Source organism: Dactylococcopsis salina PCC 8305, assembly GCF_000317615.1.
Classification (GTDB): Bacteria; Cyanobacteriota; Cyanobacteriia; order Cyanobacteriales; family Rubidibacteraceae; genus Halothece; species Halothece salina.
Genome location: NC_019780.1, coordinates 446263 through 458935, shown reverse-complemented (window position 1 = coordinate 458935; position 12673 = coordinate 446263). Strand labels below are relative to the sequence as shown.

The window sequence follows — 12673 nt, the reverse complement described above, 5'->3', positions numbered from 1 at the left end:
TTTTACCTATGCGTATCGCCAAAAATATTACTGAACTGATTGGTCGCACTCCCTTAGTTGAACTCAACAATATTCCAAATCGTGAGGGATGTGTCGGTCAAATTGTGCTTAAACTGGAAGGAATGAATCCCTCTGCATCCGTAAAAGATCGCATTGGGATCAGCATGATCAAAACTGCGGAAGAGCAAGGGATTATCGAACCTGGTAAAACCATTTTAGTTGAACCCACTTCTGGCAATACTGGAATTGCTCTCGCCATGACGGCGGCGGCGAAAGGGTATCAATTGATTTTAACAATGCCAGAAACCATGAGCCATGAGCGTCGATCGATGCTCAAAGCCTACGGAGCGCAATTAGAACTCACACCTGGTAGCCAAGGCATGGCGGGATGTATCCAAAAAGCACAGTCGATCGTTGATCAGACTGCCAACGCTTATATGTTGCAACAATTTAACAATCCTGCTAACCCCGAAATTCATCGTCAAACCACCGCCGAAGAAATCTGGGAAGATACAGATGGACAAGTGGATATTTTAGTCGCAGGAATTGGCACTGGTGGAACGATTACGGGTGTCGCAGAAGTAATTAAAGAACGCAAACCTGAATTTCAAGCGATCGCGGTTGAACCGAGTAATAGCCCCATTTTATCAGGAGGACAACCGGGTTCCCATAAAATTCAAGGTTTAGGCGCGGGATTTATTCCCAAAGTTTTAAATGTAGAAATTCTCGATGAAGTCGTTACTATCACCGATGAAGAAGCGATTTTCTATGGTCGTCGGTTAGCCAGTGAAGAGGGAATTTTGTCTGGTATTTCCACTGGTGCGGCGCTGTGTGCTGCGATTAAAGTCGCACAACGTCCTGAAAATGAAGGGAAATTAATTGTCATGGTTCAACCTAGTTATGGGGAACGTTATCTGAGTACCCCTCTTTTTCAAGATTTAGGGCTTGTAACAGAAATGTAGGTTGCGTAGAGACGTTCCATGGAACGTCTCTACGCGAAACCCAACATCAATCAGTTTTTAAAATGGCATTAATAACTGTTAGTTATCAAAGATGAGGTTGGATTCTCCAATTTGATCGGATTCTAGATTGAGTAATCTCGCGAGAGTGGTGTCGGTTGTGGTGAGAAGGGTATCTCGATCGTCCTGAACTAAACTTAAATCTTGAGGAGAGAGGTTAGTCAGTATCATTAAATCTATTTCAGGATTAAAATCAGCAATTACACTTTCCCCTCTGGATGCTGTCTCTGATTCTAAAACGAATCGATCGCGCCCTTCACCGCCAAATAAACGATTCTCAACACCAGCTTGAAGCCAATCCTCTCCTTTTCCACCAATAAGGGTGTCGTTGTTTCCTCCCACTAATCGATCGTTTCCCTCTCCTCCATAGAGACGATTATTCCCATTTCCCAGACTGGCGTTAAGGAAATCATTTCCTGATCCCCCAAACAGACGATCTCCCTGATTAGCGAAGATGATATCGTCTCCTTCTCCTCCATAAAGACGATGACGAGTGCTATTTCCAGAAAACGCTGAGAAGTTCATTAAATCATCTCCTGTACCACTTAGGGCGATCGTTGCTTCTCCTGTCAGGTTTAAGGTATCGTCTTCTAAACTTCCGATTTGAATCCCTTGAGAAGAATCAATAATTTCAATATTCTCTAAAGTGAGAGGTGTTCCTGTTGTGGATTCATGGAATACATCCACCTGATCCTCTGAAGAGAGATTGAGACGGGAAACGTTACTAAACGGTTTAGTAATGGCGGCTAAAATTTCTGCTGCGGTGAAGCCAAACTCTGGATCAATCTCAATGACTTCATTACTCACATCAAAATCGTTAATTCGATCTTTCCCATTTCCGAGATGAAAAATAAATCGATCGATCCCTTCTTGTCCAAACAGACTATCATTTCCTCCACCACCAATCAGACGATCGTTTCCTTCTCCTCCCTGTAACTCATCATCTCCTGTTCCACTGTCTAACCAATCATCCCCAATTCCAGCAAACAAAACATCCTCTCCTTCCTCCCCAAACAAAACATCGTTTTCAGTTTCCCCTTGTAACTGATCATTGTCTTCTCCTCCCAGTAAAACATCTCTCCCTTCTTCTCCAATTAAAAGATCAACGCCTCTTCTTCCCAGTAAATAATCATTTCCTTCCTCTCCGAATAACTCATCTTCTCCGTCTTCTCCGCTTAAGTGGTCGTTTCCTTCTCCTCCCTGTAACTCATCATCCCCTTTTCCACCAAAAACGAAATCATTTCCCCTGTTCGATCGAATGGTGTCGTTTCCATCTAACCCCCGAATCACATCAGAGAGAATTGTGCCGCGAATCGTATCATTATCATTAGTCGCCAAAGGCGGAATTTCTCCTTGTGGGGTAAAACCATCAATCTCCCAACCAATGTCTGCTAACATGGCTAATTCTGCTTCTGTGGGAAACGTTCGTCCAGAAACGACGGGTTCCATTAACGGGTTTTCTCCGTTATCGGTAAAATTTGGATCAATATGGGATAAATCTGAGGTGAGGGGAACTCCCATTTGTTCCGTAACATTCAATGTATTTTCCCCGTCAAAGTTGCCGCCACGACCGATGTCTTGGAAAATTGAAGCTGTACCAATCCCTAAAACATGACCGATTTCGTGTAACGCAGTGGAGAAAAAGTCAACCGCATTATTGGGGATGGATTCTTCGGTTTCTGGTGTGGTGTCGAAGAACCATTCTGCTGTACTGCCATCACTAAAGGTAGGTGAGTCGTTAAAGGAAATACTACCCGCCCAAGGGGTAAAATTAGAACCATCAATCCGATTTTGAAAAATTGTTCCGTCAATGTTCGTTCCCGTAAAGGTGGCTTGGGCTAAAGGAGAAATTTCAATTTCGGCGCTGGGTGGAGAGGCGGATTTTTTCGCTTTTGTCGGAGGTGGACAACAAAAACGACAGCTACAAATGCGACTGTGAGGTAAACTGGGATTACCTCCGAAAGGGGTGGCTTCTGCACCGACAAAAATTAAAAGATCGTCTATGGAGTCGCTGAGATTAACGGGGGTGCGTTCACCGTTACTGGGATTCAGTACACCAAATTCGATTCCTTCAGGAATCGCGGGTAAGTCTTCTTGGATTAGGTTTTCCCATGTTTCGGCGGCTTTTTCTAGACTCGATCGAGCGTCGGGATTATCAAAAAAACCATTACGATCGAAGCGATAATCTAATTTAATGTTCAAGGATTGACTCATAATTCAACACTCTGATCAACGTGAACCTTTTCTAATTTCTGTAAGGGTTGGCGTTGCTTAATGTTCCAATTTTGCCAACAGTGGTGTAACTGTAAGGTTTGCATACTTTCCAATAACCCTTGACGAATCATCGGTTCTGTTTCCACTTTGAACAACAAACTAAAATACTCGCTGATCTGTTTTAATTGTTCGGATTGTAAACGACCTTTAATCGCAAGTTGGGTTAAATCTTGAATCGCCAGCAACCGTTTTAGGGGATGTTCTGCGGTTAATTCTTCTATCCGTTGCGAAAATCGATCGCCTGTTGGGGTTTCTCCAGAATCTGTCACCAGTTTAGAAACCTGTAAGCACAACAAAAGCGTGATTAAAACCCCTTGCCCGATCGCGCCGCCAGCTAACCAATGATTTTCGATCTGAGTCCAAAGATTTAATCCCCAATAAACGGCAATTCCCGCGAAACTACTTCCAGCCAACGCTAACAACAAACGTTTATGAGACGCATTGACACGGGTTTCCCATTGTCGCCAATACATCCCCCAACGATCGATCGGAAAGCGAAATAATAAAATTAAAACGCCCATTCCCGTCAATGTCGCCAACAAGAGTTCCCAATTCCAAAGCAACATGATTGCAGCCAAGAGTAACCCCCAAAACCAAACCGAAGTTAAGAGAGAAGATTTCCGAGATTGACGTTGACGAGACTTGTGACTACCGCGTCGAGATGACTTCCTTGAGTCACTCAGCACGATTTTCAAGAATAACTTAATCTGGAATTGTAGTTGATCGATAAATTGTGCCATGTTTGAACCCATTGGAGTGAAACGAGACTCAATTGTTACGTCTCTCGGACGAATGGTTTATTATTGCCCTAGCGAACATCCCTGGCAACAGGAATCAGCCAATGATAACCCATCCACGTTAGTATTTTTACACGGTTTTGGCGGTGGGTCATCCGCTTATGAATGGTCAAAAGTTTATCCTGCTTTTGCCAGTGATTATCGTGTTCTTGCACCCGATTTAATTGGTTGGGGATGTTCTGAACATCTCGAACGCAGTTACACGATCGAGGATTACCTTACCACAATTCGAGAATTTTTAAGCGCCGTCGCTTCCGAACCCGTGACAGTCATCGCGTCTTCTCTGACTGCGGCTTTTACTATTCGCGTTGCGATCGAACATCCCGAACTCTTTAAGTCTCTGATTCTCACCACTCCTTCGGGATTGTCTGACTTTGGAGAAGATTACAGCCGTACTTTTATCGCCAGATTAGTCAGTCTTCCTGTGATTGATAGTTTCTTGTACAATGGCGCTGTTGCGACCAGTGGCGGCATCCAAAATTTCCTTGAGAGTCGTCAATTTGCGCGATCGGAACGGATTTATCCTGAGATTATCCAAGCCTATCTCGAATCAGCAACCCAAGACAACGCCGAATATTCTGCTTTATCTTTTGTTCGGGGGGATTTATCCTTTGATTTATCCCTGTATTTACCACAATTAACGATTCCAACAGCGATGATCTGGGGACGAAAAACGCAATTTACTTCACCCGAACTGGGGAAACGTCTCGCGAGTCTTAATCCCGATGCGATCCAACAGCTAAAAATTTTAGAGGATGTGGGATTAACGCCACAATTAGAACTCCCCGCCGTTACGATCGGTTTAATCCGCCGTTATCTGAAGTTACTCGGGAATCATCAGCTTAACGACACTTCCTCGGAAGTTGTAACTGAATCCCTCTAACTCTACTGTTGTCCCGATTTTAACTTTATTGCTGCCTAAAACCACACCATCATCGGCGACGGTTGCTTCTCCCATCAGGGTGATTAACCAATCGGTTTCAAATCGTTTTTCGGGACGGGGATCAGGTTTAGCGGCGACTGATCCATCGGGTTGAGGAACTGTCACCATTCTTGGTAGAAATTCTACTGATTTCACTTCTACTTGACCATGAGGTTGATTCCGAATAATTAACTGGGTGGTCTTTTTTTCTTCTAGTTCGTTTTCTAGGGTTTCAGGGTTTTCGATTCTTAAACCTTGAATTAAAACATCCATCTCGATCGATTTTGTTCCCCCAACTTGTGCCACTGATCCTGATGTTCCAGGAAAGATAAAAATCCCGATAATTACTAATAAAATTACTAAAGCTGCCCCTAAATCGAGGATGCTAATGGTGTTAAATAGTCGTCCTTTTGAGTCAATCAGTTTCATTTTTTTCTTAATTGAGATTGATTTTTTGCCCCCAACCCCCAATTCTGGGGGCTTTTAATTAGAGGATTGATTTTTTGCCCCCAACCCCCAATTCTGGGGGCTTTTAATTAGAGGATTGATTTTTTGCCCCCAACCCCCAATTCTGGGGGCTTTTAATTAGAGGATTTTATGTAATATTTTAGGTTCAGAACCATTGCTTATAATCGGTGTTGGGTTTCGCTTCGCTACACCCAACCTACTTTCTACGGTCTTGTTCCCCCCAATCATCGGGGGGTTAGGGGGGATAATTTACATTTCAAAGAAGAGTTTCTTGTAGGGTGGGCAAGGCAAACCCTACGATCAATGAGCAAATTGATTAACGAGATCATTCTAGCTTTTCAATGCTTTTTTGAACCGTTTGATAAAGCCCTTCTAACCCTTTTTCCTGATAGAGTTTTCCAGCTTTTTCTAAATCTGCGATCGCGCTTTCTTTTTCTCCCATTGCGGCACGAGTAACCCCTCGATTTGCATAAGCATCCGCTAGATTTTCATTTAATTCGATCGCCCGATTATAATCCTCGATCGCGCTTTCAAATTTCCCTTGTTGGGCGTAAGCAATGCCACGATTGAGATAGATTCTTTCTTGTTTTGGCTTCAACTCGATCGCCTGACTATAATCAGTAATTGCTTCTTGATAGTTGCCGAGTTCCGTCTCTGCTAAAGCACGATCGTAGTAAGCTCCCGCATTGCTCGCGTTTAATTCTATCACATTGGTTTGATCCGCGATCGCCTTTTCTAATTTACCTAATTCTAAGTAACTAATTCCTCGGAAATAATAGGCTTTTTCTGGTTCAATTTCTTCGGTAATTGCTTGACTTAAGGCACTGACTGCTGTTTCATATTCTCCTTTTTGATAGGCTTCTATTCCTTGATCAAAAGGTGATAATTCTGTTTGCGCCCAAGTTGGAGAAATCGGAAATAAAGTCAGAAAACAAGTAATCAATAAAGGAATAATAAAATTAAATAATCGCATTTTCTTCGTTCTCATACCATTCATTTTTAATAATCTTATTCCCCCCTTTCAAAGGGGGGTTAGGGGGGATTTTCCAACCTTTCAAAGGGGGGGTAGGGGGGATTTTCCAACCTTTCAAAGGGGGGTTAGGGGGGATTTTCCAAAATGTTATTGTGATTGCTTCCACGTTTAAAAATATAGCATTAATTCCCCATTAAACTATCTTTCAAATAATCCAAAAGACTAACTCCACCAATAATAATTCCTAACACCACAACCAAAGCGAGAACACAAACCGTTAATCCTCCCAAACTAATTAAACCATCATCTTCTTGTAAACCAAAGCCAATAATAAAAATACCAATTGCGGGTAAAGTGTTAGTGCCAGGAATGGGAATCATCATTGAAATTGACATCAGGGTGATCGCGCTCCCAAGTATGATGCGACCCAAAGCACTTGTGCAAACATAACTCAGACGAGGACGTGATAAGGTTTCTAGCCGTTGTAACCATGGCACACCTTTTTTAACAAACCCTTGTACTGTTTTCAAGTCCAACTGATAAGTTCGCACTCGTTGGGGAAGCCAAAGTTTTTTCGCCCCAATTACCATCTGACTGGCTAATAAAAACATCACCACACCAAATGGAATTGAGTAGCCAGGTGCTGGAATTGGTAGCGCAGAAGGAAGCGCCAGAATAACAAACAAAAAGCCAAAAATTCTTTCTTTCGCTATTTCTAAAAAATCTGATAGTTGTACCTGATCAGGTCTTTCTTCCTCACAAAAATAACGAGATAACTCCTGAGATAGTTTTGCCATTTAGTGATTACATCATTAATTATTCTCCCCCTTGACTGGTCATTATTCAGGGTTCATTGTTCCTTGTCAATAGAGTCGTCGTAAGATGTAATCCGCTAATTCTCGTAGCGCTTGCGTGGAGGGAGAATCTTCTAAAGCCTGATCTAACGCCGTAACCGCTAACTTGCTGTGATGAGCAGCTAAATCTCTGGTGCGATCGATACCTTTACTTTCTTTCACCAGCGCGATCGCCTGTTCTAACTCTCCCTCTCCTGTAAACTCATTGTCAATCAAATCTTTCAATTCGGGCTTTTCTTCCAACGCATACAGCACGGGAGCGGTCAAATTGCCACTTTTCAAGTCTGAACAAGCGGGTTTCCCTAACACCTCACTGGTCGCGGTAAAATCAAGGATATCATCAACAATTTGGAAAGCCAAACCAAAATTGCGCCCATAACTATAGAGATGGTCGCATACCTCTGGAGAAACCCCACTTAGCACTCCTGCTGCTTTAATACTATTTGCCATCAAAGAAGCGGTTTTATAGTAACTCTTTTCTAAATAATCGGCGATCGATAACTCAATATCAAACTGACTTAACCCCTGACGAATTTCTCCCTCGGCGAAATCACGAATCACCTCAGACAGGAGTTTCACCACCGCGAGGTTGTCCAAGTTTGCCAAATACCAGGAAGATTGAGCAAATAAGAAATCACCTGCTAAAACCGCGATCCGATTGCCAAATAAACTGTTGACAGTGGCAACATTACGGCGAGTTTCCGACTCATCTACCACGTCATCATGGACTAAACTCGCTGTATGGATCATTTCCGTAATTTCAGCTAAACGACGATGATAAGAGGTTAAATCTTGTTTCGTCATTGTGGCACGAGAAGCCAATAAAACCAGCGCTGGGCGTAATCTTTTCCCCCCCGCGCCAAATAAATGTTCCGCAGCCGCACCAAGAATGGGGTGACGCGCTCCCACGAGTTGTTTTAAATTATCTGTTAATAAGCGCAGGTCTTCATCAACAGGAGCAAATAAGGATGTTACAGAGGTCATCAGTAAGCCTATAGTCTGGCGCAGTGTTCGATAATGTTTACATATCTTTATAACAATTTTAATCTAACCGTTACCGAATGTGAAAACTCTCTTACGGTAAAAATCCCGATTTCCTTCTGATTTTGACGATAAATTTTTTCCACTAAGTGTGATCTCAAGTCAAATTTGTGCTAATCTTAAATTCAGGTTCGAATGTATTTTCATCCTGTGTCTGTCCTAATTGGCTCTGATTGCGTCCACCTCTAAAAGTCAGACTGGATTGTCAGTAAGCTTTAATTCTTGCAATGCTTACCGAGGATTGATGCGGTGCAACATCGAAGACCATCCCCAAGAAATAGGGAGCAATAATCAAGAACAATTGATCCTTTATTTCTGGGAGAGGTCGCTCGATCGAGCATTCAGTCCAAAACCATCACATCACTTTGCCCATTATAAGCAGAAGTGTCGTAACAGAAAGAGCAAAGGCAGACTCTTAATAAATCGTCCACTCCTCACCCTTCCCTAAACAGTAGCCATGAATAATCTGTCGATTTTAATTCCACTTCTCGCCATCACTTATCTTGCTGTCGTCTATGGTGTGCTTGTCTTAGCGCAACGACTCCAAGATGTACAGTCTAACCGCACTTAATTCCAGCATTTTTGACTCTGAGTTAGGGTGAGAATGACTCACCCTTTCTTGTTATTTTTGAGCAAAATAACGAATAAAATCGGCGGGCGTAAGAATCAAAACATCTTGAAAGGGATGAAGTTCTAATAAATCTTTGTCTCCAGTTACGATATAGCTTGCGTTACCAGAAACAGCTAGTTCTAAAAACTTATTATCTTTTGGGTCTCGACAAATAGAAATGGCTTCAGTTGTCTCTATCAACTCAGTTTCTGTTGAAAGACTCGCTAAAAAAGTCTCCCGAGTTTCCCGTGATACATATCGATCAAATTTTTTACGGTTCAGAACATCAATTAACTCGGAAATCAGATCAAATGACATCAAAATAATTCCCCTAGTTTGTGCTAGGGAAAAAGCCCGCATTGTAGTGGAATTGGAAAATATTAAGGCACTAACAATCACATTCGTATCAATGACAATGCGACTATTGCTCATCTGATAAAATAGACTCTAAAATTTCTGGGGTCATCCCATTAGCGACAGCTTCCTCACTAGCCTCCTGCATAATCTCTAATAGAGGTTTTTCATTCACCGTCTTTTTAAGCATTATATTTAAGAAAGCATGAATTTTTTTCTGTTTCTGAGGATCAGCATTGCGGTAGGCTTGGGCAGTTTCTGCGTCAACTTGAATCGTAATATTTTCCATTTATATTGATAGAAAATCAACAAGATACTATCAATTAGTGTAACTCATAAAAAAAGTGTTTCGTTCCAATTTGGGTGATCAGGTGGGCGATGCCCACCCAAGAAAGGATTACTTATCGTCAGCCCAGAGAATTAAGCCTAATTCATGGGGATGTGCCATGTATTGGTTTTTGGGTAAGACGCGCAAGGATAACCCTTGTAAGCCACTGGCGCGGTAAACGAGAGAACCTTTATAAGTGACACCAGCGCTGGTGGTTTCTCCCGTGTGTTCCATCGGAATGGGAGTTCCATTAACAATCTCGCCATTGCTGTTGAGTTTTCCTAAATAAAGTTCTACGCTCACATCATCAGGTTTTAAACCCGCTAAGTCTAAAACGGCTTTTACCTCAATCGTTTCGTTGACAACAATGTCGGTTTCTTCGGAAACATCAATGCTTTCAATTCTGATGTCATACCAACGCTCAAAGACTTGTTTTTTCCATTGGGCGACGGCTTTGGTGTTTGCATAATTATTTTCCGTCATGGCGAAATAACGATCGCTGCTGGGAAAATAACCATAGACACTGTAATCTCGTAGCATCCGTGCGGTGTTAAATTGCGGTATATTCAAGCGAATCGCATTTTTCATTTTTTGCACCCAACCGCGAGGAACACCATTGGCATCTCGATCGTAAAATAGGGGAAGAATCTCTTGCTCTAGGAGATCATAGAGCGCATTGGCTTCCACTTCATCTTGATAGTGTTGGTCTTCGTAAATTTCTCCTTGACCAATTGCCCAACCTGTAGCGGTGTAATCCGCCTCATCCCACCAGCCGTCGAGAACGCTGAGATTAGGCAGTCCATTCATTGCCGCTTTCATGCCTGATGTTCCAGAGGCTTCACGGGGACGACGCGGAGTATTGAGCCAAATATCGCAACCAGAAACCATGGCACGAGCGACATGGGTGTCATAGTCGGGAACAAACACGAGATACTCTTCAATCCCTTCTTCCCGTGCGATATGGATCAGTTGACGAATTAACTCTTTCCCTGGCATATCTTTCGGGTGTGCTTTCCCAGCGATGACGAATTGCAAGCGTCGATCGGGATTTCCCATGATAATCTTTTTAATGCGATCGATATCCCGTAGGAATAAAGTCGCTCGTTTGTAGGTAGCAAAGCGTCGCGCAAAACCGATGGTTAACACATTCGGATCAAGCACTTCCGTTGCTTTATCTAACTCCGCCTGACTTGCTCCCCGTTGGCGCAATTTCTTGCCCAGCCAGTCACGCACCATCACCACCATATCGGCGCGAGCGCGTTCATGGTTGCGCCATAACTCATCATCAGGAATGGCATTAACTTTTTCCCAAAGCGGATCATCGGGACCTTTATCCGACCAGTTGGGACCTAAATATCGATCGTAAAGTTGTTGCGTAGATTTAGCGACCACGCTACGAGCGTGAGTGCCATTGGTGATCGAGGTGATGGGAACTTCAGAAACGGGAAGTCCTTTCCACATTCCCTTAAACATATCCCGTGACACTTCCCCATGCAGTTTACTGACTCCATTAAGGAAAGAGCTTGTCCGTAATGCTAAGGCTGCCATACTGAAGGGAGAAGATAAATCACCCGTATTTTCTCGTCCCATGGCTAAAAATTCTTCACGGGATAAGCCAAAGATATCGGCGTAATGTCCCACATAATACATGGTTTGATCGGGGTTGAACATATCAAACCCTGCGGATACAGGCGTATGAGTGGTGAACATCTGGCTGGCTTGTACCATCTGTTTTGCTTCCTCAAAGCTCAAGCCATCATCTTCAATGAGGCGACGCATCCGTTCTAAGACTAAAAAGGCGCTGTGACCTTCGTTAAGGTGGAAGACGGTGGGAGTATAGCCGAGGGCTTTCAGAGCGCGGAAACCACCGATTCCCAACATCATTTCTTGGTGAATCCGCATATCGAGATCACCGCCATAAAGGCGATCGGTGATATTGTGATCATATTCGGAATTCCCTTCAATGTTGGTATCGAGGAGATAGAGGCGAACTCCTCCCACATCAATGCGCCAGACGCGAGCGATCACGGTGCGCCCTGGATAATCCACTTCCACCCGTAATTCTGAGCCGTCAGACTTCCGTTCTAGGTGTAAGGGCATATTGCTAAAGTCGCTGATGGGATAGGCTTCTTGTTGCCAACCATCGGCGTTTAAGTATTGGGAGAAATACCCTTCTTGGTAAAGTAAGCCCACTGCGATCAAAGGTAAGCCTAAATCACTAGCCGATTTGAGATGATCACCAGCGAGAACTCCTAAACCACCAGAATAAAGGGGAAGACAATCGGTTAAACCATATTCGGCGCAGAAATAGGCATAACATTCTTCACCTAGAGCTTGTTGGCGGTTTTTCCGAAACCAGTTTCGCTCTTGCAAATAGAGGTCTAGTTGCTCTTCCGCTCGCTCCATTTGAGCGATGAAGCCTTCATCTTCGGCAACTTCCGCCAGTCGGGATTGACTGATATTTCCCAGGAGAGCAACGGGGTTATGACGACAAGATTCCCACAGTTGGTTGTCTAAGCGTCGAAAGAGGTCTTTGGTTTCAACGTTCCAATCCCAGTGAATATTGTAGGCGAGCTTTTTTAATGGCTCTAATTTTGGGGGAAGGGAGGGAGAAACATTAAAGGTACGAATTGGCTTCATAGGTTTTCTGTTACTGATGCGCGTTTTAATAGTTTGAGTCTCGCTTAACTATTTTGCAAGCAATGGGCGCGATCGCACCGATTTCTTAATAGTTCATTTGCTTTTGCAAGGGTTATCCTAGTTCATTATCGACCCCTGCGTCACTATTGGTGCGATAATCTTCTCCCATCAGTTGGGCGATTTCTTCGTCTTCTCCTAGATATTTCTCGTTTTCGCTTTCGGGCGCTTCTTTTGGCATCAGGCGATTATTGGCTTCTAACCAGTCTAAAAGTGAGGTGTCTTGTTTTAAGGGAATTACAGAAGCGGGTTCATACCGAGGTTCTTGTCGTAGAGAAGGATTATTCATAATAATAGAGGTTCGAGCAAGTGGCGGGTAGGTCAGAGACCCTAGTC

The 12673-nt window shown here is 43.3% G+C and carries 12 protein-coding genes; 2 read left to right on the top strand and 10 right to left on the bottom strand.

All coding sequences use genetic code 11. The features are described from left to right. Window positions 1-8: 8 nt before the first annotated feature. On the top strand, window positions 9-962 hold the full coding sequence (gene cysK / locus DACSA_RS02350) for a cysteine synthase A (protein ID WP_015228241.1): 954 nt from the start codon (window positions 9-11) through the stop codon (window positions 960-962). Between the two features lie 78 nt (window positions 963-1040). Here cysK and DACSA_RS02345 read toward each other — a convergent pair whose 3' ends face one another. Beyond that, window positions 1041-3233 carry a calcium-binding protein gene (locus DACSA_RS02345; protein ID WP_015228240.1) on the bottom strand — a complete coding sequence of 731 codons (2193 nt, stop codon included), beginning with the start codon at window positions 3231-3233 and terminating at the stop codon, window positions 1041-1043. Next, window positions 3230-4033, bottom strand: a complete 804-nt coding sequence (locus DACSA_RS02340) for an MFS transporter (protein WP_198007615.1) — start codon at window positions 4031-4033, stop codon at window positions 3230-3232. The genes DACSA_RS02345 and DACSA_RS02340 overlap by 4 nt, the downstream gene beginning before the upstream one ends. On the opposite strand from DACSA_RS02340, the gene DACSA_RS02335 reads away from it, so the two are divergent. Then, window positions 4032-4973, top strand: a complete 942-nt coding sequence (locus tag DACSA_RS02335) for an alpha/beta fold hydrolase (RefSeq protein ID WP_015228238.1) — start codon at window positions 4032-4034, stop codon at window positions 4971-4973. The genes DACSA_RS02340 and DACSA_RS02335 overlap by 2 nt on opposite strands. Here the strand turns inward: DACSA_RS02335 and DACSA_RS02330 are convergent. The 8 genes from DACSA_RS02330 to DACSA_RS02290 form a co-directional block, all read right to left on the bottom strand. Further along, entirely contained in the window at window positions 4914-5441 is a 528-nt protein-coding gene (locus DACSA_RS02330; protein WP_015228237.1) for a DUF4330 domain-containing protein, read from the bottom strand. The genes DACSA_RS02335 and DACSA_RS02330 overlap by 60 nt on opposite strands. Before the next feature lie 364 nt (window positions 5442-5805). Further along, the gene (locus DACSA_RS02325; protein WP_156800609.1) at window positions 5806-6477 is read right to left on the bottom strand and encodes a tetratricopeptide repeat protein; all 672 of its coding nucleotides are present in this window, start codon (window positions 6475-6477) and stop codon (window positions 5806-5808) included. Between the two features lie 158 nt (window positions 6478-6635). Continuing rightward, window positions 6636-7250: an exopolysaccharide biosynthesis protein gene (locus DACSA_RS02315; protein WP_015228235.1), complete on the bottom strand. Its 615-nt coding sequence runs from the start codon at window positions 7248-7250 to the stop codon at window positions 6636-6638. A 66-nt stretch (window positions 7251-7316) separates the two neighbouring features. Further along, on the bottom strand, window positions 7317-8291 hold the full coding sequence (sds, locus tag DACSA_RS02310) for a solanesyl diphosphate synthase (RefSeq protein ID WP_015228234.1): 975 nt from the start codon (window positions 8289-8291) through the stop codon (window positions 7317-7319). A 679-nt stretch (window positions 8292-8970) separates the two neighbouring features. After that, on the bottom strand, window positions 8971-9390 hold the full coding sequence (locus tag DACSA_RS02305; RefSeq protein ID WP_015228233.1) for a putative toxin-antitoxin system toxin component, PIN family: 420 nt from the start codon (window positions 9388-9390) through the stop codon (window positions 8971-8973). Then, window positions 9380-9601 carry a hypothetical protein gene (locus tag DACSA_RS02300; RefSeq protein ID WP_015228232.1) on the bottom strand — a complete coding sequence of 74 codons (222 nt, stop codon included), beginning with the start codon at window positions 9599-9601 and terminating at the stop codon, window positions 9380-9382. The genes DACSA_RS02305 and DACSA_RS02300 overlap by 11 nt, the downstream gene beginning before the upstream one ends. A gap of 108 nt (window positions 9602-9709) precedes the next feature. Further along, on the bottom strand, window positions 9710-12280 hold the full coding sequence (glgP, locus tag DACSA_RS02295; RefSeq protein WP_015228231.1) for an alpha-glucan family phosphorylase: 2571 nt from the start codon (window positions 12278-12280) through the stop codon (window positions 9710-9712). A 112-nt stretch (window positions 12281-12392) separates the two neighbouring features. Then, window positions 12393-12626, bottom strand: a complete 234-nt coding sequence (locus DACSA_RS02290) for a DUF3134 domain-containing protein (RefSeq protein WP_015228230.1) — start codon at window positions 12624-12626, stop codon at window positions 12393-12395. Between the last annotated feature and the right edge of the window lie 47 nt (window positions 12627-12673).

Coding starts and splice junctions, on each gene's coding strand:
- DACSA_RS02290 (WP_015228230.1), bottom strand. CDS start 12,626: ATGAATAATCCTTCTCTACGACAAGAACCTCGGTATGAACCCGCTTCT.
- DACSA_RS02345 (WP_015228240.1), bottom strand. CDS start 3,233: ATGAGTCAATCCTTGAACATTAAATTAGATTATCGCTTCGATCGTAAT.
- DACSA_RS02335 (WP_015228238.1), top strand. CDS start 4,032: ATGTTTGAACCCATTGGAGTGAAACGAGACTCAATTGTTACGTCTCTC.
- glgP (WP_015228231.1), bottom strand. CDS start 12,280: ATGAAGCCAATTCGTACCTTTAATGTTTCTCCCTCCCTTCCCCCAAAA.
- cysK (WP_015228241.1), top strand. CDS start 9: ATGCGTATCGCCAAAAATATTACTGAACTGATTGGTCGCACTCCCTTA.
- DACSA_RS02330 (WP_015228237.1), bottom strand. CDS start 5,441: ATGAAACTGATTGACTCAAAAGGACGACTATTTAACACCATTAGCATC.
- DACSA_RS02340 (WP_198007615.1), bottom strand. CDS start 4,033: ATGGCACAATTTATCGATCAACTACAATTCCAGATTAAGTTATTCTTG.
- DACSA_RS02315 (WP_015228235.1), bottom strand. CDS start 7,250: ATGGCAAAACTATCTCAGGAGTTATCTCGTTATTTTTGTGAGGAAGAA.
- DACSA_RS02325 (WP_156800609.1), bottom strand. CDS start 6,477: ATGAATGGTATGAGAACGAAGAAAATGCGATTATTTAATTTTATTATT.
- DACSA_RS02305 (WP_015228233.1), bottom strand. CDS start 9,390: ATGAGCAATAGTCGCATTGTCATTGATACGAATGTGATTGTTAGTGCC.
- DACSA_RS02300 (WP_015228232.1), bottom strand. CDS start 9,601: ATGGAAAATATTACGATTCAAGTTGACGCAGAAACTGCCCAAGCCTAC.
- sds (WP_015228234.1), bottom strand. CDS start 8,291: ATGACCTCTGTAACATCCTTATTTGCTCCTGTTGATGAAGACCTGCGC.